This is a genomic window from Seonamhaeicola sp. MEBiC01930 (assembly GCF_045277075.1).
GTDB lineage: Bacteria > Bacteroidota > Bacteroidia > Flavobacteriales > Flavobacteriaceae > Seonamhaeicola.
In genome coordinates this window covers 405415-427165 of record NZ_CP104270.1, presented here as the reverse complement: position 1 = coordinate 427165, position 21751 = coordinate 405415, and the positions used below count along the sequence as shown (strand labels likewise).

Genomic DNA, 21751 nt, shown 5'->3' with positions numbered 1-21751 from the left:
TAAGCTTAGTCTTATATATGCTATTATCATCTCTTTTTTTGAAGTTGTTTGTAATTTTTAATTTTAAAAATATTTTATTTGAAAAGTTATAAACTAACATTTGGAGAAATTATTATTCTTAATGAGTCTTTAGCTGAAGTTATTGTAAATGAAGGTGTTGAGATGGATGAGGCTTTAGTAATTGAATTTCATGATTTTTTATTAGAGAATCTTACTGCCCCCTTTTCATTGCTAATTAATAGAAAGAACTCTTATAGTTATACCTTTGGAGCTCAGCGACTTATTGGTAGATTGGAAGAAATTAAGGCGGTGGCTGTCATTATTGCAACAAGCGGAGCTTTAATGTCTACCGAAACTTTAATTAATGTTAATAAAGACCGTAATTGGAATATTTATGTGTTTCAGAAACGTGAAAAGGCGTTGGAATGGATTGCCAAAATTGGTGTTCCCGTCTAATAAGTATTTTAAGGTTAAATTAATATTGAATTAAAGAAATTCTTGTTACTTCTTTTATTAACCGTAAATTTGCAGCTTCAAAAATAATGTCATGACAGAGTTTATTAGAAAGCGCACAAAAAATGCCAAAAATGATATCTTAAGTGGAATTACTGTAGCCTTAGCCTTGGTTCCGGAAGCGGTAGCCTTTGCTTTTGTGGCTGGAGTAGACCCTTTAGTAGGATTATACGCTGCATTTATGATAGGGTTAATAACTTCAATTTTTGGAGGTCGCCCAGGTATGATTAGTGGTGCTACCGGTGCTTTAGCTGTTGTTATGGTTAGCTTAGTTGCAGAAGGAAATGCCATGGGGTCTCCAGAAGAAAATCTTGGGCTTTATTATTTATTTGCAACTGTTATATTAATGGGAGGTATACAAGTACTAGCCGGTGTTTTAAAGCTTGGTAAGTTTGTCAGACTTATTCCTCACCCTGTAATGATGGGGTTTGTAAATGGGTTGGCCATAGTAATATTTATGGCTCAATTAAAAATGTTTAGAGATGTTAATGGAGACTATTTTTCTGGTACTGAGTTATGGACTATGGTTGGTTTAGTTGCTTTAACAATGGGTATTATGTTTGGCTTACCAAAAATCACCAAAAAACTACCGGAAGCTTTAATTGGTATTTTAGTAGTTTCAGCAATTGTAATATTTGGTAATCTAGATGTAGCCACAGTTGGTAGTTTTATTAGAGATGGTGGAGGAGAAGGTTTAAAAGGTGGGTTACCGCAATTTCAAACAGATTTATTTAGTAAAGTGCCTTTTAACTGGCAAACAATTAAATTCATTGGTCCTTATGCTTTAATATTAGCCGCTATTGGACTTATTGAGTCTTTAATGACTTTAAATTTAGTAGATGAATTAACTGAAACAAGGGGTAACACTAACAAAGAATGTATGGCTCAAGGTGGAGCCAATATTATTACTGGCTTATTTGGTGGTATGGGAGGTTGTGCTATGATAGGGCAATCTATTATCAATATAAAAGGAGGCGGTCGAGGTAGACTATCAGGTATTGTTGCAGCAGTTTTACTACTTATATTTATTTTATTTGCTTCAAGTTATATCGAACAAATTCCTATTGCCGCTTTGGTGGGGGTTATGTTTATGGTAGTTGTTGGAACATTTGCCTGGAGTAGTTTTCGAATATTAAATAAAATTCCGCGTACAGATGTTATTGTTTTGGTAGCAGTATCATCACTTACAGTTATTTTTGATTTAGCCATTGCAGTAATTGCAGGTGTCATTATTAGTGCCCTAGTGTTTTCATGGGAAAATGCGGTTCGTATTAGAGCACGTAAGCGTATGAGAGAAGATGGAACTAAAGTTTATGAGATTTGGGGGCCTTTATTTTTTGGGTCTATCATAGCCTTCAATGAAAAATTTGATGCTAAAAATGATCCTGAAAATGTTGAAGTTGATTTTGTGGAATCTCGAGTTAGTGATCATTCTGCTATAGAAGCTATTTTCAATTTGGTAAATAAGTATGAAGCAGAAGGCAAAACAATAAAACTTAAACATTTAAGTGAGGACTGCAAAGTTTTACTTTTTAAATCAAGTCCAAAATTCAGAGAAGTTATTGTTGAAGATATTGATGACCCTCGTTATCATTTAGCTGAGAACCCCGAAGCTTTCACCAAAGGGCTTTCAGAGTACAAGTTTTAAGGTTTAATGATTCTTTTAGTTTGAATTTGATTATCACTTTCAATTTTAATAAAATAAACCCTGTATTCAATGTTGATAAATCGATAGTTTTAATTGGGGTATTAGTGTTTAATTTTTTGTTTCCTCAAAGCTGGATTTCCTTGTGAGATTAGTACTAGCGGGAATAATAAAATAAATAGTAATGAAGTTTTCATAATTTGAAGGTTTTAGTTTAGTAAATATGGAAAACTTCAGAAAATAATCATTTATTTACCTTATTGGTTTCTTGAGTTGTTCTTTCACGCGGTCAAAAGATTTTTTGCTAGCACGTTCCCAACGGTAAATAGTGTACTTTTTATATTTATTAGCTTCCCATTTAGCTTGTTTTTCTTCAATTAGTTTAGCCCAATTAAAGCGTTTTTTTATTATGGAAGCAATTAGTTCATCTTGATTACCAATTTCCTCTAAGGCATTTAATGCAGCAATAGAAACATTATGAACTTTATCATCAATAGCTTTAAGTAGAAAAGGTATGGAAGAATTATTGCCTAATAATCCCAAAGCTTCAGCAGCTAATTTCCGGGTTTTATAATTGCCATGTTCTAAAGCATACTCAATTCTTTCTGTATAATTATATTGAACCCAATTACCAATATCTCTTTTGGAAGGTTGAGTTATTTTAAGTTTAAAAAGGAAGTATTTAATGTGGTGTAACATGAGATATTATTCTTACTTTATTAGTATGGAATAATACTGAAATGTTACAAAATGAAAATTACTTTACTCTAACACTATTGGGAACAAGTTTAGTGTAGTCGCCATTATTTCTAATGACGTCTCGAACAATTGATGAAGCAATATAGGAAGTGTCCGCTGAGGTTAGTAAAAAAACTGTTTCAATAGGCGCTAAATCTCTATTAGTATGAGCTATAGCTTTTTCAAATTCAAAATCTGCAGGGTTTCTCAAACCACGTAAAATAAACTCTACATCAATTTCTTTGCAAAAATCAACGGTTAGACCTTCATAGGTCACAACTTTAACCTTAGGTTCATCAGCAAATGCTTGTTCAATAAATATTTTACGTTGTTCTAATGAGAACATATATTTTTTATCGGCGTTAATACCAATGGCTACAATTAGCTCATCAAATAAGGTAACTCCGCGCTTTATAATATCATAATGTCCTAAGGTTAGCGGGTCAAATGATCCTGGAAAAATTGCTCGTTTCATAATATAAAAATAAGGCTTTTATTTCAAAGCCTCAGTAATGGCATTGTCAAACAATTTTTCTAAGGTGATACCAGCAGCTTTAGCTTGTTGAGGTAGAATACTCTCTTTGGTTAACCCCGGAACCGTGTTCACTTCCAACAAATGAGGTTCACCATCCTTAAAAATATATTCACTTCTGGAGAAACCAGTCATTTTTAAAATTTCATAAACATCTTTTGCTACCTTGTTTACTTTTGTTTCTTGTTCCTTAGTGAGTCTGGCAGGAGTTATTTCTTGTGATTTACCAAGGTATTTAGCCTCGTAATCAAAGAAATCATTTTCAGAAACAATTTCAGTAATAGGTAAAACTTTAGTTTCTCCTTTATAGGTTATCACGCCTACAGATACTTCTGTACCATCCAAAAAAGATTCAATAATAATTTCATCATCCTCTTTAAAAGCAACATCAATAGCATTTTGTAAATCTTCCTTTTTATGAACTTTGGTTACTCCAAAACTGCTACCAGCTTTATTAGCCTTAACAAAACAAGGTAACCCTACTTTTTCAATAATAGAGGTCTCATTAATAACATCACCTAAATTTAAATAATAGGATTCGGCCGTTTTAATGCCGTAAGGTTTTAAAATGCTTAAACAATCTCTTTTGTTAAAAGTAACTGAAGCCTGATACATGGGGCAACTTGTATGTGGAATACCAAGTAATTCAAAATAGGCTTGCATAAAACCATCTTCCCCTGGAGAGCCATGGATAGCATTAAAAACACAATCAAATTTGATGGTTTTATTATTTAGTTTAACCGAAAAATTATTTTTGTCTATTGGAAATTCAGTGTCATTTGAATCAACATAAACCCATTTGTCTTTAAAAATATGAACGCGATATGCGTTATACTTTGAATCTAAAGTTTCAAAAACTACATTGCCACTTTTAAGCGAAATTTGATATTCGCTAGAATAGCCTCCCATGATAATGGCTATGTTTTTTTTCATTCTTACTGAAATATTTTTTGTGTTAATCTAAAACTCACAATAAAACGTAAATATTATAAGTTAAGCTAAAATATCATATATATTGCAAAAGAAAAAGCAGTTCTGTTTTTATATATTTGCCTAACATAAAAATCATCTATGAGCATTATTAAATTCTTAGTTAGTAAAACATTCTTTAAACAAATTCTTTTGGCTATAGTTGCTGTTGTGGTATTGTGCTATCTTATGTTATTGTTGTTAAAGGGTTATACTAATCATGGTGATTTTGAAACTGTACCAGATTTAAAAGGGAAATCTATTAGTGTGGCAGAATTAGAATTGGATGATAATAATTTGGTAATGCAGATTCAAGATTCTTCAAATTTCAATCCTAATTATCCAAGGTTTTCCGTAATAGAGCAGGAGCCAGTAGCAGGAACTCAGGTAAAGGAAAATAGAAAGATATATTTAACGCTTAATCCGTCAGGTTACAGGAAAATTGAAGTGCCAGATTTAAGAGAACGCACCTTTAGACAAGCAAAACCTAATTTAGAAGCTTTAGAATTTAAAATAGGAAAAATAACCTATGAAGATAATATTGGTAAAGACCTTGTTTTAAAAATGTATCACAAAGGAAAGCTTATAAACCCTGGTGATAAACTGGCCAAAACATCTGTGATAGATTTAGTACTTGGTAACGGTAAACGCCCAAGAAAATAATTATCTTTTTTTTGAATGGAGGACTATACACCACAATTGCCAGAAGAAGATAATCTGTATGAACATCATGCACTAACCGTTGGTAAGGGTCAAGCTCCCTTGCGTATAGATAAATATTTGTTGAATTTTATCGAGAATGTAAATAGAAGTAAGATTCAATCTGCAGCTAAGGAAGGAGGGCTTTTTGTAAATGATACGGCAGTAAAAGCCAGTTATAAAGTAAAGCCAGATGATAAAATTAGGGTAATGTTTACGCATCCTACTTATGAAGCCTTATTGGTTGGCGAAGATATTCAAATTGATGTGGTTTATGAGGATGATGAGCTTCTTGTAGTTAACAAACCTGCGGGTATGGTGGTGCATCCAGGGCATGGGAATTACTCAGGGACTTTGATAAATGCCTTAATTTATCGTTTTGATAATCTGCCAAACAATTCAAGCGACAGGCCAGGGTTAGTTCATAGAATAGATAAAGACACTAGCGGGCTTTTAGTTGTTGCAAAAACAGAAGGTGCTATGAATCATTTGTCAGCTCAATTTGCCGCAAAAACTAGTGAGCGAGAATATGTGGCTTTAGTTTGGGGGAATGTTGAGGCTGATGAAGGTACCGTTGAAGGTAATATTGGTAGACATCCAAAAAACAGATTACAGAATACTGTTTTTCTAGTTGATGAATCTGAAAAGGGGAAACCAGCAGTTACCCACTTTAAAGTATTAGAGCGTCTAGGTTATGTAACATTATTGTCTTGTAAATTAGAAACTGGTCGTACGCATCAAATTCGTGTGCACATGAAACACATAGGGCATACCTTGTTTAATGATGAGCGTTATGGTGGTGAAAAGATTTTAAAAGGCACTACCTTTACTAAATACAAACAGTTTGTAGACAATTGTTTTAAAATATTGCCAAGGCAAGCATTACATGCAAAAACTCTTGGGTTCGAGCACCCTAAAACTGGTGAGTTTTTGCGATTTACTTCTGAAATCCCTGAAGATATACAACAGTGTATTGAAAAATGGCGTGGGTATTCAAAACATCAAGATATGTAATTGGGTATTCAATAAACTAAGTGAATCAAATTGAAATTAATTCTATCGAAGTCTTCATTCCTTTTTCTTCAATTTTATTTGGAGTTGTAATAGAAAATAGTGTTGTGTTTTCTATTCTTTCTGAAAGATTTTGACCCTTAATTTGGTATTTGCCTGTTATTTCAAATTCTAATGTTTTTTGTTGTTGAGTTGGGTCTACAGCTTCAATTAACCATCCGTTTAAAGTTTGAGTTAAGCTTAATAAACAGGGAGTTTTAATTTTTAATTTTTGGGATTTGCTTATATCTATTACGCAGGATTTAAAAGCACTTATCGCAATTGTTTTGCTATTGTCAAACTTTACTGCATGTACTTCATTTTTGAGTGCTATAATTATACCTAATTCGTTTTTTATAACTTTTTTTATATCTCCTTTATCTATCCCTACTACACTAGCGTAAGCATATTTTTCATTTTTAGGATTCGTGCCATGACTAACCTCTAAATCAAAAATATTTTTAGAAATTATACTATCACTATGCCATGTTAGTACTTTTTTCCAGTTACCAGTTTGGGCCTTTTGCCTAACATTTAGTTTTTGATTCTGTAAACTTATATAAGCAATACTGTCATGCCAAACAGAAGTGATTTCACCTTTGTTTTTAAAAACATGAACATCACCTTTTTTATAACACTGATTAATTGTTGTTACTACTTCAAAATTTCTATTAGTTTTAATTCCAGAACCTAATGCGTAAACTTTATTATTTATAAAGAAGTAAGATTTGTTGGCTTTTAGGCTATCTCTTCTGTATTTAAAGGCTGTTATTCCAACTGTTTTACCTTTTAATCCTCCAGTAAAATGAGAACCGTTTTTATATCCATCCCAAGTTAAGGGAACTAATTTAGCAGTGTCTTGTACTGTTGTGGTGCCAGGTAATTTTTTCCAATTCCATACCGGATAAATTTCATGATATTCATCGCCATTTCTATAAATTAGATTGGTGCCATCTCCTAAATAATATCCCATTTGGTTTTCTCCATTGCCCGCTTCTCCTCCAATAACACGTTTTGAAGACATACGAACTGGAGAGAAAAATGTATTGGTTCTATATAAACTATAGTCAGAATTTCGGAAATGAACATATTCATTAGGAGCGGATGTTGGGTTAGTTTGGGTATCAAATTCATTAAATATATGTTCCAGATTTTTATATAGTTCGTATTTGGCAATAGGGCCTCGATATTTTTGGCCGTTTACTTTCTCAGGGAATATTTGTCTACCTGTTGCTAAAATCTCATACTTTCCTTTGTAAACAACCTTTTGCTGGCCTTCAAACATTAAATTACGCATGAGGTCTACCTTTTCATTAGAAAAGGCAATGTCTGTTTTATTAAAAATAAACATCCATTTTATGATGTCTTCTGCCAGGTGCAGGCCATAGTTTCCAAACTGTGGTTGTGGACCATGTTGATGAAAAGAATAATCTGGTTGAATACCCTCTTCATAAGGTTTTGATGGAACCATTACAGATTTTATGGTGTTAGCAGCGGAGTCTATTAAATTGCTATTACCTCTTAATAACTCACGCATAAACACATTACCACTTAGCCATATTTTATTTTGTCCAGTTTTATATATTCTGGATTTATCCATCACTTTTAGCGATTTTGTCATGGTAGAATCTGGTATGATTGACTCACAAATAATAAGTATTGGGCCTAAACTTTGTGGAATACCAATTTCTTGATGCCACCAATTATCACTATAAAAATTATTGTAACTCCAATAGTTTAATGCTCCAATAATTATTTCGGTTAATTTTTCAGATTGGTAATATTTACTATTCTTATTTTTATATGCAGAAGAAAGTGTAATTAGACGTTTCAAATGTGTTCTAGGTTGCCAATTACTTCTTCTGTGCATTTTATAATCAATATCAGAAAAAGCAAAATCACTAGTAATAAGTTGCAGTAACTCTTGAATTTCTTGATCATTTATATTTTCAAGCAAATAAAAATCTGTGAAATTTTTCTTGAGTTTATCAAAGTCAAGAGCATAACTAAGATGATGAAAGAAAATTAAGGTGAGAATTAAGGCGAATTTATAGGTTTTCATTTAGATTTATTTTGATAAAGTTGCTGTTTAAACTACTTTTTTACCAAACTTTCAACAGTATATGTAACAACAGGTTTAGATTTTCCTTTTACCATAACCGGAGGCATTTTTTTTAGTATAAAGCGTTCGTCTAGCTCAGTTTTAATTTCCTCAGTTATAAGAATATCAGTGTTTAATTCTCTGGTAAGTGCCTCTACTCTAGCAGCAACATTAATAGGGTCTCCAACAACACCAAACTTGCTCAACTCATAATTACCCATAACCCCAGCAAGTACTTTCCCTTTATGTATACCAATACCAAAAGATAACTCTGGGTAAGATTTAGACTTAAGTTCTTTATTATATTCTTCTAAAGCTTCACGCATTTCTAAAGCAGCTTTTACGGCATCCTGACTTTGCCAAGGATTATTTTTTAATGCACCAAAAAGTGACAAAATACCATCTCCAATTAATTCTGTTACTTGTCCGTGATGTTTGGTCAAGGCCTGACTCATGCATCTGAAATACCCATTGAGAATTCCAACTACAATGGTCGGTTCCATTTCCTCACACATTTTAGTAAAACCTCTTAAATCTGCAAAAAGTACAGTAACCGAGCGATTGGTTGGTTTAAAGACATCATCTGAATCACTAAGGTGTTCAATGACTTCTTCTGGTGTAAATCTTCCAAAATGAATTTGAAGTCGTTCAAGTTTTTCATTTGTAAGGGCTAACAGTTTTTCTAATCTGTTATTCTTTTTTTTCTGTTGAAAAATAACTAGCAATAATAAACTAAGTATTATAACAGTGATTAGGATATAGTAAAGTAAATTCATTCTTAAAGAAGTACAGCGAGTCTAACAGTAGAGTTTGCTAAAGAAGCTACACCAATTGCTTCTAACATTAAAGTTTCTCCAACTTCTTGAGCTAATTCTTTAACCCTAGATTGCATAGGACCATTTTGAAAGTGTATAGTTTCTCTTGTCCACGATAATATTTTTTCTTCATTTTCATTAAGGTATGGCGAGGATAATGTGGCTAGTGCTTTATTAAACTCTTCTTCTGTAAAACCGCATTTTAATGCCATATCATGAGTTTCGGCTATGCAAAATTCGCACTCTAAACTATTGGCAACTACGGCAAACATTAAAACTTTTAATTTTCTTGATAAACCCTCAGATTCAAAAGCGCCTTGTAAAGCATCATTCATAGCTTTAGCGGCAGGTAAGCCTATAAGCTTTTGCACAACTCCAGGGAAGGATTTTGGGTCGCCTTCAAGTTTTCCCGTTTCTGTCCAGCTCATACTTCTCAATTTTTTTCCAATAAGAGGTCTTAAAACTCTTCCGAGTAAACTGTTAGGGAGACGTTCCAGTTCAGTCATAGGTGGTACAGCTAGAAATGTAGAAACTCTATTTACCAAACATTGATTTACAATAAAAAAAGCCATTTCGGCAACTGCTAAGGGTGAATATCCTAAACGCAGAAGTGCATCACGATCGTTTTTTGGTGGTCTTGGGTTTGACCTTGCCAAATTCCGGCAGAAGCGTATTAATACCTTTTCTTTTTCATCTAATTCTGCCATTTGGGTATTCCTTTCAATATTATTAATCATCTGTTGAGAATAACCCCAAAGGCGCATCCAAGACCTGGCTACACCAAAACAATAGCGGCATGCATTTTCTTGTGCTGCAACGAGTATACATATATCAGCTAATTTCCTAGGGAATTCTTTAGGTTCGTACCTAGGCCACTTTAAAGCAATATTGCGTAACCACAAGCTTCTTGATGTTCGCATATGTAAATCCATAACTTTACCTATATCTGCTTTTACTTCAGCTTCCCATTCTGGATCATATACAATAGATAAGGTGGGTTCACTCCATTCTATGTCATTTAGTAGTTCTGCCATGGTAACGAATTTAGCCAAATTTTAGCTCTCTATCAAAAAAGCTTTTATTATCATTTTCAATTTTAGTGCCGAAATAAATGGTAGTGGCTGTTTTGTAAGTCGACTAGTAATTGTAAATTTGAGATATTAATATAATGAATAAATGAAATTAGTTTTATCTCCAGCTAAATCACTTGACTTTGAAAGTGAACTACCAACTACCTTGAATACTGAAGCTTGTTTTTTAAAACAGGCTGAACGTTTAAATAAATTGCTTAAAAAGAAATCTGCCAGAAGTTTATCTAAGCTCATGAAGATTTCTGATGCATTGGGGCAATTGAATTATGAACGAAATCAAGAATGGAGTTTGCCGTTTACTTCTGATAACTCTAGACCTGCGGTTTATGCTTTTAGCGGTGATGTTTACAGAGGGCTGGATCCTTATTCCATTCCACAAGATAAATTAGATAAGCTTCAAGATACGGTTCGTATCATTTCGGGGTTGTATGGAATCTTAAAACCAACAGATTTAATTCAGCCTTACAGATTGGAAATGGGAACTAAATTCCCTGTTGGAAAAAATAAAAACCTTTATGAGTTTTGGAAAAAGACTGTTACGTCGGCTTTAAATGATGAATTGAATGAAGATGAGTTGTTTCTTAATCTTGCTAGCAATGAATACTTTAAGGCTATAGATGTAAAAGTCCTTAAAGTTCCTGTGATTACGGTAAGCTTCAAAGACTTTAAAAACGGAGAATATAAGATGATATCATTTTTTGCCAAGGCAGCTCGGGGTATGATGGCAAGATATATTGTAGATACAAATGCCAATACTATTGATGACGTTAAAGGTTTTAATTATGAAGGTTATGGCTTTAACGAAGAAATGTCATCTAATACCGAATTGGTTTTTATTAGATAATTTATGTGGTACTATTTAATACTGTTTCTTAAAGGCTACTGCATATATCATGTTATTAGGTATAGAACACCTTATTATTGGATTTTTGTAATTCTATTTCTACCTGTTGTTGGAGCTATAATTTATTTAATAACACAGGTTTATAATAAGCGGGATGCAGAAAAGATTACTAATGAGATTACACACATTATCAATCCTACCAAAAAAATTAAGGAATTAGAAAAGCAATTAGAGTTTTCAGAGTCTTACCAGAACCGAGTTAATTTAGCTGATGCTTATTTAGAAATTGGAGATAATCAAAATGCCCTTAGTCATTATAAAGAAGCTTTAGATGGAAATTTTCAAAACGATTTCTATGTGATTAAGAACATGATTGAAGCATTTAATAATATTGAAGATTATAAAAGTATTTTAATTTATGCTGAAGGTATTGAATCTCATAAAGAGTTTGTAAAATCAAGAACTCAATTCATTTACGGATTAGCTCTTGAAAGGGAAGGTAAACTTAATGAAGCAGAAGAAAATTTAAAAAGTATTGACGTGCGTTTTTCGTTTTATAATGAACGACTGGTTTTTGCAAAATTTTTAATAAGTCGAAATAAGACTGAAGAAGCCAAAGAAATTTTGGAATCTATTTCATCCGAAGCGCAACATATGACTAAACCCAATAAACGCCTTTATCGAATTACTATATCTGAGGTTGAAAAATTATTACAAACAATTTAATTATTTAGTTTTCGCCTTAGTTTTTTGCAATTACCGGTTTACTCTTTTTTCGTGAACGTCTTACACCATAACTGCCATTACTTATTTTACCACGTCGAAGGTTTTTTATAACCCTTTCATATAATTAAATAATTATTGTTTCCTTTAAAAATAATTAAAAATTAAAACAAGTGTTTAAGCATAAGCATCCATATCCACCTTTCATTAAGAATGATACCACTAAGTTGATTGTTGGAACTTTACCTCCGCCAAGGTTTTCAACTGGAGATTTGTTAGAAAAAGATGTAGATTTTTGTTATGGCAGTTACTATAATTCATTATGGTTTTATATTGATAAAATTCATGATTTAGGATTGCGGTATGATAATTCTAAACAAGCCATTGAGGAACGTAAACAATTTTTAATTAAGCATAAAATTGGTGTTTGTGATATTGTTGCTAGTTGTGAAAGAGAAAAGATTGATGCTTCAGATTTAGGAATGACTAATATTATATTGCGTGATGTTATTCGTTATATAAAACAATATACAAGTATTGATACTGTCTTATTCACAGGAGGAAATAGCAAAAACGGTCCAGAATATTTCTTTAGAAAACATTTAAAAAATTATGACTTGAAGCTGGAATTAGTGAATAATGAAATCCCAAGAATTCATCAGTTTACAATGTTTCATTCAAAACATAGAGCACAATCTAGAGTTATAAAAACAGTTTCCTTAACATCAGCATCAGGAAGTGCCAATAGAGCAATTGGAAGTATGAAATTGTATAAAGAATTAAAATCTAAGTATCCCAGTTTTACAACTTTTGATTTTAGAGTAATGCAGTACAAAGATTTTTTTTAACTCTAACCCGATATCAGTAATAGAAAATTAAGAGTAATTCCTATATTTATAAAAAACAGGAATTTGGTTATAAAACTACCCTCATTTGGTTTTATTTTTACAGGTTGTTTATTGTTAATTCAATTTTTCAGCAATTCAATTATCGCTCAAAATTTTGAGCATGTTACCTTGGCTTCTGGGTTAAACAATTTAAGTGATAATAATGGTGTAGCTGTAGCTGATTTTGATGGCGATTTAGATTTGGATGTTTTTGTTGTAGCCAAAGAACAAGATAATCAAGAAGATACGCATTCCATTAGTAAGTTATTCCGAAACAATAATGATGGATCATTTACTGATGTAACCACAAATGCCAATTTAGATAACCTTTTTCCAATTGAAGAATATGCGGATTCTTATGCCGGTTTAGATGGTGTAAAAATGGGAGTATTTTGGGGAGATTATGATAATGATGGTTTTCCAGATATATTTTTCACACATTCCTTTAAACTTCAACTTTTTCATAATCAAGGTGATGGTACTTTTTTAGAGGTAACTAATTCTGCAGGTATTATTAGAAGAAATAACTGCAGAAATACCGGCGCTACTTGGGTTGACTATAATAATGATAGTTATTTGGATCTTTTTATTAACGAATGGGGTGAATGTGGAAATTTACTTTATAAGAATAACGGAGATGGTACGTTTGAAAATGTTAGTCAAAGTTCCAATATAAATTCTGATGAGCCTTATTTGAGTTTTTCAATGTTGCCTTATGATTTTAATGAGGATGGCTGGATTGATTTTTATGTATGTAATGATAAAAGTGGTCCAAATAGGCTATTTATTAACCAAAATGGTTCAACTTTTATTGATGAAGCCAGTACATATAATGTAGCTGTTACGCTATTAGATGCCATGGGCGTTACAATGGGTGATTATAATAATGATGGAAATTTTGAGTTTTTCATGACTGGTATAAACGAAAATGCACTTTTAGAGAAAGACCAAAGCGGATATTACACGGAGATAGCATTTGAAAAAAATGTTACACCAGCTGGATGGGGTTGGGGATGTAAATTTTCAGATTTTGATTTAGATGGAGATGAAGACTTATTTGTAGTAAATGGTTTTAGGTCTACTCCAAATCAGGAGAATATTTATTTTGAAAACCTTTTTACTGACGGGCAAAATATATTTGAAAGAATTGATTCCAATTCTGTTTTAAATGATGCTACTAGGAGCTCTGAAGCTGTTGATTTTGATTATGATAATGATGGCGATTTAGATATTTATGTTGCCAACTCCATTGGTGAATCATTGTTTTATGAAAATAAAACCATTAACAATAATCAATCAGAAAATTTAAATTGGCTTAAGGTACATTTACAAGGAACCATTTCTAATAGGGATGCTATCGGTACAAAGGTTAAGGTTACAACTAGTAATGGTTCAATGTTAAGATATCAAAGTGGTATTGGTTTTTTATCACAAAGTTTAAAACCTGTTCATTTTGGGTTAAACGGTACTAATGAAATAGAAGAAATAGAAATTTCATGGCCATCCGGTCTAGTTGAAACTTTTTTAGATTTTGAGACTAATGTTGATATTAAATTCACGGAAGGGTCTGGATATGAAATTTTAAACATTCAACCGAGTCCAAAAATTTATGGTTGTACAGATCCAAATTCATGTACATACAATCCATTAGCAACATTCAATAATGGCAGTTGTGAATATATTCCAGCTAAAGAAATCATAGGGAATACAGAATCTGGTTTAAATAGTATTGAAGCTTATAGGTACCCTTTAAATGAGGGTGCTTCGGCTGTTTGGTCAGTTAAAGGCGGAGAACTTGTTTCAGGTCAAGGCACTGGAAATATATCTGTTAAATGGGGTGTAAAAGAAATTGGAGAGATAGCTGTATATGAAACCAGTGATGATTGCATAGGTGAGACAAGTTATTTAAATGTGAATCTTAATGTTACAAAGAACTCTCTAAATCTATCAATTGCAAGAATATGGAATGAGGCACTTCTTGAAGCTATAAGAAATGATTATGCTCGCCCCACAGTTCATGCTAGAAATTTATTTCATACATCGGTAGCTCTTTATGATGTTTGGGCTATTTATTATGATAATGCAAGACCTTATTTAATTGGAAATTCGATAAACAATTTTGAGAGTGAATTAAATGGGTTTACGCCATCCGAAGATGTTGAAATTTCGGTTGGAAAAGCAATGAGTTATGCTGTTTATAGATTGCTTACACACCGTTTTAGCTTGTCGCCAGGAGGTGAAGAGAGTCTAGAAAGGTTTAATTTGATTATGAATCAATTAGGGTATGATACAAATTTTACATCTCTAGATTATGAATCGGGAGATGCGGCAGCATTAGGGAATTATGTTGGACAAACTTTAATTAATTATGGGTTAACAGATGGGGCTCAAGAAATTAACGATTATGAAAATTTGTTTTACAATACCGTTAATAATTCTTTAATATTAGATTCGAATAATGAAGGGACAGGAATAATTAATCCTAACAGATGGCAACCTTTAAGTTTCGACACTTTCATTGATCAGAGCGGAAATCTTATTATCGGTGATACCCCTTCTTTTTTAAGCCCAGAGTGGGGAAGTGTATACCCATTTGCATTAAAAGAAGAGGATAAAGAAGTATTTCAAAGAGAAGGAGGAAGCTTTACTGTTTATCATAATCCAGATATACCACCTCAATTGGATATTACAGCCAATACTGAGTCTAGTAATTTATATAAATGGAACTTTGCCTTGGTGTCTAAATGGAGTTCACATTTAGACCCAACCGATGGAGTAATGTGGGATATCTCACCAAAATCTATAGGGAATATAGATATAGAATCAATCCCAAGTTTGTTTTCTGAATATTCAAATTTTTACAATGAAATTGATGGGGGAGATATAAGCTTTGGTCACAATTTAAACCCTAGTACAGGTCTGCCTTATGAAACTCAGATGGTGCCTAGAGCAGATTATGCTAGGGTCTTAGCCGAGTTTTGGGCTGACGGACCAGACTCAGAAACACCACCAGGACACTGGTTTACAATACTTAATTATGTGAATGATCATCCCTTATTAGTAAAGAAGTTTAATGGTAAAGGAGATGTTTTAACGCCTTTAGAATGGGATGTGAAAAGCTATTTTATTTTGGCTGGCGCAATGCATGATTCGGCCATAACTGCTTGGGGTATAAAAGGATGGTATGACTATATAAGACCAATTTCGGCTATTAGATACATGTGTGAATTAGGGCAAAGTAGCAATGTAAACCTTCCTAATTACCATATTGGTGGCATACCCTTAGATGAAGGTTTTGTAGAAGTGGTAGAAGAAGGAGATGAGCTAAGTGGACCAAATAATGAGCACGTTGGAAAAATAAAGCTATATGCATGGAAGGGGCATGATGAAATAAATGACGCCGAAACAGATGTGGCTGGTGTAGATTGGATTTTAGCCGAAAATTGGTGGCCTTATCAAAGACCATCTTTTGTAACGCCTCCTTTTGCTGGGTATGTTTCTGGACATTCAACTTTTTCCAGAGCGGCCGCTGAGGTTATGACTTTAATTACTGGTGATGAGTTTTTTCCCGGCGGTATAGGAGAGTTTGTGGCAAAAAAGGATGAGTTTTTAGTTTTTGAAAAGGGACCTTCAGTTGATGTAATTTTACAATGGGCAACCTATAGAGATGCCTCAGATCAAACTAGCCTTTCTAGAATTTGGGGAGGTATTCACCCACCCGCAGATGATCTACCCGGACGTTTAATAGGGGAACAAATAGGAGTAGTTGCTTATAATTTTGGGTTATCGTATTTTTCAGAAGAACCATTAGAGGAAGATACTCCGGAAATTAAATTGTACCCAAACCCTGTGAAAGGAAATAGGTTGTTTATAAAAAATGCATCTACAAATGATTTTATAACAATCTTTGATTACCAAGGAAAACATATTGAACCCACAGATATACAGTTTGATGAACAAAATGAAGCTGTTAAAGTCATATTGCCCCAATCAATATCAGCAGGGTTATATGTATTACGAGTAAATAATTTTTATAAGGTTATAATAGTTGAAAAATAAAACCACCTTATTTACATAAGGTGGTTCTTGTTATAATATACTAAAAAAAAGTTATTTAGTAGCTTTTACAGATACTTTAAGTTCTATTTCATCATTAATAAATTTATCTCCTAGATTATCAAAAAATGATTTAGATTGATGTTTTACATTCCATTTAGAGCGGTCTATTGTAAAGGTTTCGCTTGTTAAAGATATTGTTCCGTTTTCATTAGAAATACTTACAGGAAATGTAACATTATTAGTGCGATCTTTTAAAGTTAAATTACCAGAAAGCATGGTTTTACCTTCAACTTCCTCTAAACCTGTAATTTCAAAAGTAGCATTTGGAAAAGTTTCAGTATCAAAAAAATCGGGACTTTTTAAATGTCCAGTTAGTTTAGCATTGCCTTTTTTTTCAGCAGGAATATCTAAAACAACGATAGAATTCATATCAATAGTGAAATTTCCACCAGAAATCTTTTCAGCAGTAACATCAATTGATCCATTAGTAAGATTAATTGTTCCGTTGTGTTTACCCGTTGGTTTAAAACCTTGCCAATGAATTGAAGATTCATCTAAATTTACGGTGTATTTTTCAGAAGAAACCTGTGCAACTTCAACTATTTCAGCCTCTGAAGTTTGGGCTTCCTTAGCCTTGTCTTTACAGTTAAAAGCCGTAAAGCTAATTATAGCAATAATACAAACAGATAAAATGCTTTTTTTCATAATAAATTTTTTAAAGTTATAAGTGTAAAGTTAGCTAATTGATTTTATAAAAAAAACTTAAAAATAATTGGTGACATTTTGACATTTTTACAATAATGGCAGTACTTTTGCCAACCAATTATAGAATTGCATAAATTTAATAGTAGCGATGAGCAAAAAAGATAAAAACATAGAGCAAGAACCAGTTGAAGCAACACAAACTGAAACTGTTGAAGTAGAAGGTCAAGTAGAAGATACTGTTGAAGAACAAACATTAGAGGAAAAGCTTCAAGATGAGGTAAAGCAAGAAAAGGAAAAGTTTTTACGTCTGTTTGCAGAATTTGAAAACTATAAAAAACGAACTTCTAAAGAACGCTTAGAGTTGTTTAAAACGGCAGGTGAAGAAGTTATGGTTGCTTTGTTACCAATAATTGATGATTTTGAGCGTGCATTGACACATATAGAGGAAGATAAGGAAGCGGAGGAATTACGCAAAGGAGTCGTGCTTATATATCAAAAAATGTTAACAACATTAGAGCAGAAAGGCTTATCGGCGATTAAGGTTGAAAAAGGAGATGATTTTAATGCTGATAATCATGAAGCGGTAACGCAGATTCCAGCTCCAAATGAAGATTTGAAAGGAAAAATTATTGATGTAATTGAAAAAGGATATCAGTTAGGTGATAAGGTAATTCGTTTCCCTAAAGTTGTAATTGGGCAATAAAATTTAATCATGGCAAAAAGAGATTATTACGAAGTATTAGGAGTTAGTAAAGGAGCTAGCGCTTCAGAGATAAAAAAGGCTTATCGTAAAAAAGCTATTGAGTTTCATCCTGATAAAAATCCGGATGATAAAGGTGCTGAAGCTAAGTTTAAAGAAGCAGCCGAGGCTTATGAAGTCTTAAGTGATGCCGATAAAAAAGCAAGATATGATCAGTTTGGTCATCAAGCCTTTGAAAATGGTGGAGGCTTTGGAGGCGGTGGCATGAATATGGATGACATCTTCAGTCAGTTTGGTGATATCTTTGGTGGTGGAGGCTTTGGCGGATTCTCTGGCTTTGGTGGCGGAGGCGGTCAACGTCGTGTTAAAGGTAGTAATCTTAGAATAAGAGTTAAGTTAACCCTAGAAGAAATAGCCAATGGTGTTGAGAAGAAGATAAAAGTTAAGCGTAAGGTTCAGGCTCCAGGAACAACTTATAAAACTTGCTCAACTTGTAACGGAACTGGGCAAGTAACGCGAATTGCGAATACAATTTTAGGTAGGATGCAAACCTCTGCGCCATGTAATGCATGTGGAGGAGCAGGAGAGACCATTGATAAAAAACCTGCTGATGCCGATGCTCAAGGTTTAAAAGTTGCTGAAGAAACAGTTTCAATAAAGATACCAGCAGGTGTTGTTGATGGTATGCAGTTAAAGGTGTCTGGCAAAGGAAATGAAGCACCGGGTAATGGTATAGCTGGCGATATTCTTGTTGTTATTGAAGAAGAGGTACATGATAAACTACAACGAGAAGGCGATAATTTACATTACGATTTATACGTAAGTTACCCTGATGCTGTTTTAGGAACTTCAAAAGAAATAGACACCGTTACTGGAAAAGTAAGGATTAAGGTAGAAGCAGGTGTTCAATCTGGTAAGATTTTACGCTTACGTGGAAAAGGAATTCCAAGTATTAATGGTTACGGAAAAGGAGACCTTTTAGTACATGTTAATGTTTGGACACCTAAAACTTTAAGTAAACAACAAAAGGAATTTTTTGAAAGCATGAGAGAAGATGAACATTTTGACCCAAAACCAGAAAGTTCTGATAAATCATTCTTTGAAAAAGTGAAAGATATGTTCTCATAAGAACTATTAATTTTTAAAATAACTTATAATTTAAGGCTATTTATTTCGATTTTAAATTATAAGTTATCAACGAGTTTTGTTAATAGTATTGAAAAAAAAACTATATTTGGATTATCACTAATTTATTTTAGTGGTAATTTTTCTTTTTCATAGCAATTTTTTTCCCATCCTTAATATTGTTTTAAGGATGGGTTTTGTTTTTGTAAGCATTAATTATTTTCAATCTATTAAATTGTAACTATTCCCAGAAGTTACAGACAAACTTTTAATATATTTACCAGACCATCAAGATTTATTTTTAAAATATGAGCAACTTGTTAGAAGTTCATGAAGTCTCAAAAAAATTCGGAGATTTTAAAGCACTCAATAATGTATCTATTAATGTCCCTAAAGGGAGTATTTTTGGTCTATTGGGTCCAAACGGAGCGGGAAAGACAACCTTAATCCGGGTTATAAATCAAATAACTATGCCAGATTCTGGTAAAGTGCTTTTAGATGGAGACCTACTTAATCCTTCTCATATTAGAGAAATAGGTTATTTGCCTGAAGAACGTGGGTTATATAAATCAATGAAAGTGGGTGAGCAGGCTTTGTATTTAGCGCAGTTAAAAGGATTAACTAAAACGGAAGCCAAACAACGTTTAAAATATTGGTTTGACAGGTTGGAAATTGGAGATTGGTGGAACAAAAAAATTCAAGAGTTATCAAAAGGTATGGCTCAAAAAATACAGTTTGTAGTTACTGTGCTACATAACCCTAAACTACTAATCTTTGATGAACCCTTTTCTGGATTCGACCCCATAAACGCAAATTTAATTAAAGACGAAATTTTACGCTTACGAGAAGATGGTGCTACAATTATCTTTTCAACTCATAGAATGGAATCTGTTGAAGAATTGTGTGATGATATAGCATTAATTCATAAGTCTAATAAAATACTTGAAGGTAAATTAACTAATATTAAGAGGCAATTTAAAACAAATACTTTTGAGGTTGGATTGGAAGCAAAAAACAAATTGTCATTAAAAGAAAGTTTAGCTAAAAAATTTTTGGTGTCTGACGCAAATTTTAAATCTTTAAATGAAGATTTAAAATTAAATATTAAGCTTTCAGAAAACGAAACTGCACAAGACCTTATTTCATTTTTAAATCAGCAGGCATATATAAACCATTTTGTTGAGGTGATTCCAAGTGCCAATGATATTTTTATTCAAACTGTACAGAATAACTAATTATGAACCATCTTCCATTAATAATAAAACGCGAATATTTAACCAAGGTTAAAAACAAATCGTTTATTATAATGACCATTTTAAGCCCTATCATTATGATAGCGTTAATTGCAGTTGTGGCATATTTGTCTAATCTTAACAGTGAAAAGGTAAGAACTATTTCGGTTTTAGATGAATCAGGTTTAGTAAAAACTATTTTTCAAAGTACCGATAAAATAAACTATGATATAATTGAAAATGTATCTTTGGATGTAGCTAAAGAATTGGTAGATGGCACTTCAAATTATGGATTACTACATGTTGAAAAATTTAAAGATTTAGACTCAATATCCCAGCATATTAAATTTTATTCATCAGAATCACCATCATTAACTATAATATCTGATTTAGAACGAAAGTTAGAAAGAGAATTATCTAATTTAAAAATGAAAGAGGCAGATATAGATATATCTAAAATTGAAGATTCTAAAGTTTATATTAATATTGGACAAGAGAATTTTTCTGGTGAAGAATCATCAAAAGTAGATAGTATTATAAAACTAATTTTTGGGTGTGCTGCTGGCTATTTATTATTCATGTTTATTATCATTTATGGTAATATGATTATGCGTAGTGTAATAGAAGAAAAAACAAGCAGGGTTATTGAAGTTATTATTTCTTCCGTTAAACCTGTTCAATTGATGCTTGGTAAAATTATAGGAACTTCATTAGCTGGCATAACGCAATTTGTAATATGGGTGATTTTTGGAGGACTTTTAATGACTATAGTTTCGTTGGTATTAGGCATTAGTTTAATGGACTCGTCAATGCCACAACAGGAATTAATGGAAATGGCGTCACAAAGTGAAGGGGTTGAGTTTTACTTTGAGTCTTTTAAACAAGCACTAAGTAACATGCCTTTAATGAATCTTATTGCAGCCTTTATCTTTTTCTTTATTGGAGGGTATTTACTATACAGTTCTTTATATGCAGCCATTGGTGCAGCGGTGGATAATGAAACTGATACTCAGCAATTTATTCTACCTATTTTAATGCCTTTAATATTAGCTGTTTATATCGGGATTTTCACTGTTATTGAAGAACCACACGGAACTATTTCAACGGTGTTTTCATATATACCATTAACCTCTCCCGTGGTTATGCTTATGCGTATTCCGTTTGGTGTACCTATTTGGCAACAAGTATTATCATTATTAATATTATTAGGAACTTTTATGTTTACGGTATGGTTTGCAGCTAAAATTTATAGAGTAGGTATTTTAATGTATGGTAAAAAACCTAGTTATAAGGAATTAATAAAATGGATAAAATATTAGGGAT

General features: G+C 32.6%; 20 protein-coding genes. 12 read left to right on the top strand and 8 right to left on the bottom strand.

Annotation, left to right across the window (positions count from 1 at the left end; genetic code table 11):
* Window positions 1-78 precede the first annotated feature (78 nt).
* Window positions 79-456 (top strand): hypothetical protein, encoded by a 378-nt coding sequence (locus N1F78_RS02030; RefSeq protein ID WP_406684525.1) that lies wholly within the window; start codon window positions 79-81, stop codon window positions 454-456.
* A 91-nt stretch (window positions 457-547) separates the two neighbouring features.
* The gene (locus N1F78_RS02025; protein ID WP_406684524.1) at window positions 548-2161 is read left to right on the top strand and encodes a SulP family inorganic anion transporter; all 1614 of its coding nucleotides are present in this window, start codon (window positions 548-550) and stop codon (window positions 2159-2161) included.
* Between the two features lie 249 nt (window positions 2162-2410).
* On the opposite strand, the gene N1F78_RS02020 is transcribed toward N1F78_RS02025, so the two are convergent.
* The 3 genes from N1F78_RS02020 to N1F78_RS02010 are packed head-to-tail and all read right to left on the bottom strand — an operon-like array spanning window position 2411 to window position 4361.
* On the bottom strand, window positions 2411-2857 hold the full coding sequence (locus N1F78_RS02020) for a HEAT repeat domain-containing protein (protein WP_406684523.1): 447 nt from the start codon (window positions 2855-2857) through the stop codon (window positions 2411-2413).
* 58 nt (window positions 2858-2915) lie between these two features.
* Window positions 2916-3371, bottom strand: coding sequence for a pantetheine-phosphate adenylyltransferase (gene coaD, locus N1F78_RS02015; protein ID WP_406684522.1), 456 nt, complete (start codon window positions 3369-3371; stop codon window positions 2916-2918).
* Window positions 3372-3389: 18 nt separating this feature from the next.
* Entirely contained in the window at window positions 3390-4361 is a 972-nt protein-coding gene (locus N1F78_RS02010) for a D-alanine--D-alanine ligase (RefSeq protein WP_406684521.1), read from the bottom strand.
* A 138-nt stretch (window positions 4362-4499) separates the two neighbouring features.
* On the opposite strand from N1F78_RS02010, the gene N1F78_RS02005 reads away from it, so the two are divergent.
* Both N1F78_RS02005 and N1F78_RS02000 read left to right on the top strand, forming a co-directional pair.
* Window positions 4500-5060, top strand: coding sequence for a PASTA domain-containing protein (locus tag N1F78_RS02005; RefSeq protein ID WP_406684520.1), 561 nt, complete (start codon window positions 4500-4502; stop codon window positions 5058-5060).
* Between the two features lie 15 nt (window positions 5061-5075).
* Entirely contained in the window at window positions 5076-6110 is a 1035-nt protein-coding gene (locus N1F78_RS02000; protein ID WP_406684519.1) for an RluA family pseudouridine synthase, read from the top strand.
* 25 nt (window positions 6111-6135) lie between these two features.
* Here the strand turns inward: N1F78_RS02000 and N1F78_RS01995 are convergent, their stop codons facing one another.
* Genes N1F78_RS01995 through N1F78_RS01985 form a run of 3 tightly spaced genes read right to left on the bottom strand, consistent with a single transcriptional unit; the run spans window position 6136 to window position 10096 of the window.
* Window positions 6136-8208 (bottom strand): polysaccharide lyase family 8 super-sandwich domain-containing protein, encoded by a 2073-nt coding sequence (locus N1F78_RS01995; RefSeq protein ID WP_406684518.1) that lies wholly within the window; start codon window positions 8206-8208, stop codon window positions 6136-6138.
* A 32-nt stretch (window positions 8209-8240) separates the two neighbouring features.
* Window positions 8241-9023: an adenylate/guanylate cyclase domain-containing protein gene (locus N1F78_RS01990; RefSeq protein ID WP_406684517.1), complete on the bottom strand. Its 783-nt coding sequence runs from the start codon at window positions 9021-9023 to the stop codon at window positions 8241-8243.
* Window positions 9024-9025: 2 nt separating this feature from the next.
* On the bottom strand, window positions 9026-10096 hold the full coding sequence (locus N1F78_RS01985) for a carboxymuconolactone decarboxylase family protein (RefSeq protein WP_406684516.1): 1071 nt from the start codon (window positions 10094-10096) through the stop codon (window positions 9026-9028).
* Window positions 10097-10238: 142 nt separating this feature from the next.
* On the opposite strand from N1F78_RS01985, the gene yaaA reads away from it, so the two are divergent.
* Window positions 10239-10997: a peroxide stress protein YaaA gene (gene yaaA, locus N1F78_RS01980; protein ID WP_406684515.1), complete on the top strand. Its 759-nt coding sequence runs from the start codon at window positions 10239-10241 to the stop codon at window positions 10995-10997.
* A gap of 3 nt (window positions 10998-11000) precedes the next feature.
* Window positions 11001-11723 carry a hypothetical protein gene (locus N1F78_RS01975; protein ID WP_406684514.1) on the top strand — a complete coding sequence of 241 codons (723 nt, stop codon included), beginning with the start codon at window positions 11001-11003 and terminating at the stop codon, window positions 11721-11723.
* A 16-nt stretch (window positions 11724-11739) separates the two neighbouring features.
* On the opposite strand, the gene N1F78_RS01970 is transcribed toward N1F78_RS01975, so the two are convergent.
* Complete coding sequence (locus N1F78_RS01970; protein WP_406685655.1) at window positions 11740-11832, bottom strand: 30S ribosomal protein THX; 93 nt, start codon at window positions 11830-11832, stop codon at window positions 11740-11742.
* Between the two features lie 61 nt (window positions 11833-11893).
* Here N1F78_RS01970 and N1F78_RS01965 point away from each other — a divergent pair, with 61 nt between their 5' ends.
* Both N1F78_RS01965 and N1F78_RS01960 read left to right on the top strand, forming a co-directional pair.
* Window positions 11894-12568 carry a uracil-DNA glycosylase family protein gene (locus tag N1F78_RS01965; protein WP_406684513.1) on the top strand — a complete coding sequence of 225 codons (675 nt, stop codon included), beginning with the start codon at window positions 11894-11896 and terminating at the stop codon, window positions 12566-12568.
* A gap of 63 nt (window positions 12569-12631) precedes the next feature.
* Window positions 12632-16666 (top strand): FG-GAP-like repeat-containing protein, encoded by a 4035-nt coding sequence (locus tag N1F78_RS01960; protein WP_406684512.1) that lies wholly within the window; start codon window positions 12632-12634, stop codon window positions 16664-16666.
* Between the two features lie 51 nt (window positions 16667-16717).
* Here the strand turns inward: N1F78_RS01960 and N1F78_RS01955 are convergent, their stop codons facing one another.
* A complete protein-coding gene (locus tag N1F78_RS01955; protein WP_406684511.1) occupies window positions 16718-17371 on the bottom strand; it encodes a YceI family protein in 654 nt (217 codons plus the stop codon).
* Window positions 17372-17519: 148 nt separating this feature from the next.
* Between N1F78_RS01955 and N1F78_RS01950 the strand changes: the two genes are divergently transcribed.
* The 4 genes from N1F78_RS01950 (at window position 17520) to N1F78_RS01935 (ending at window position 21747) form a co-directional block, all read left to right on the top strand.
* Window positions 17520-18074, top strand: a complete 555-nt coding sequence (locus N1F78_RS01950; RefSeq protein ID WP_406684510.1) for a nucleotide exchange factor GrpE — start codon at window positions 17520-17522, stop codon at window positions 18072-18074.
* A gap of 9 nt (window positions 18075-18083) precedes the next feature.
* Window positions 18084-19199, top strand: coding sequence for a molecular chaperone DnaJ (gene dnaJ / locus N1F78_RS01945; RefSeq protein WP_406684509.1), 1116 nt, complete (start codon window positions 18084-18086; stop codon window positions 19197-19199).
* 305 nt (window positions 19200-19504) lie between these two features.
* The gene (locus N1F78_RS01940; RefSeq protein WP_406684508.1) at window positions 19505-20431 is read left to right on the top strand and encodes an ABC transporter ATP-binding protein; all 927 of its coding nucleotides are present in this window, start codon (window positions 19505-19507) and stop codon (window positions 20429-20431) included.
* Between the two features lie 2 nt (window positions 20432-20433).
* A complete protein-coding gene (locus N1F78_RS01935) occupies window positions 20434-21747 on the top strand; it encodes an ABC transporter permease (protein ID WP_406684507.1) in 1314 nt (437 codons plus the stop codon).
* The last annotated feature ends 4 nt before the right edge of the window (window positions 21748-21751 follow it).

Coding starts and splice junctions, on each gene's coding strand:
- N1F78_RS02000 (WP_406684519.1), top strand. CDS start 5,076: ATGGAGGACTATACACCACAATTGCCAGAAGAAGATAATCTGTATGAA.
- N1F78_RS01975 (WP_406684514.1), top strand. CDS start 11,001: ATGTGGTACTATTTAATACTGTTTCTTAAAGGCTACTGCATATATCAT.
- N1F78_RS01995 (WP_406684518.1), bottom strand. CDS start 8,208: ATGAAAACCTATAAATTCGCCTTAATTCTCACCTTAATTTTCTTTCAT.
- N1F78_RS01990 (WP_406684517.1), bottom strand. CDS start 9,023: ATGAATTTACTTTACTATATCCTAATCACTGTTATAATACTTAGTTTA.
- coaD (WP_406684522.1), bottom strand. CDS start 3,371: ATGAAACGAGCAATTTTTCCAGGATCATTTGACCCGCTAACCTTAGGA.
- N1F78_RS02010 (WP_406684521.1), bottom strand. CDS start 4,361: ATGAAAAAAAACATAGCCATTATCATGGGAGGCTATTCTAGCGAATAT.
- N1F78_RS02020 (WP_406684523.1), bottom strand. CDS start 2,857: ATGTTACACCACATTAAATACTTCCTTTTTAAACTTAAAATAACTCAA.
- N1F78_RS01950 (WP_406684510.1), top strand. CDS start 17,520: ATGAGCAAAAAAGATAAAAACATAGAGCAAGAACCAGTTGAAGCAACA.
- N1F78_RS01985 (WP_406684516.1), bottom strand. CDS start 10,096: ATGGCAGAACTACTAAATGACATAGAATGGAGTGAACCCACCTTATCT.
- N1F78_RS02005 (WP_406684520.1), top strand. CDS start 4,500: ATGAGCATTATTAAATTCTTAGTTAGTAAAACATTCTTTAAACAAATT.
- yaaA (WP_406684515.1), top strand. CDS start 10,239: ATGAAATTAGTTTTATCTCCAGCTAAATCACTTGACTTTGAAAGTGAA.
- N1F78_RS02025 (WP_406684524.1), top strand. CDS start 548: ATGACAGAGTTTATTAGAAAGCGCACAAAAAATGCCAAAAATGATATC.
- N1F78_RS01935 (WP_406684507.1), top strand. CDS start 20,434: ATGAACCATCTTCCATTAATAATAAAACGCGAATATTTAACCAAGGTT.
- N1F78_RS01940 (WP_406684508.1), top strand. CDS start 19,505: ATGAGCAACTTGTTAGAAGTTCATGAAGTCTCAAAAAAATTCGGAGAT.
- N1F78_RS01955 (WP_406684511.1), bottom strand. CDS start 17,371: ATGAAAAAAAGCATTTTATCTGTTTGTATTATTGCTATAATTAGCTTT.
- dnaJ (WP_406684509.1), top strand. CDS start 18,084: ATGGCAAAAAGAGATTATTACGAAGTATTAGGAGTTAGTAAAGGAGCT.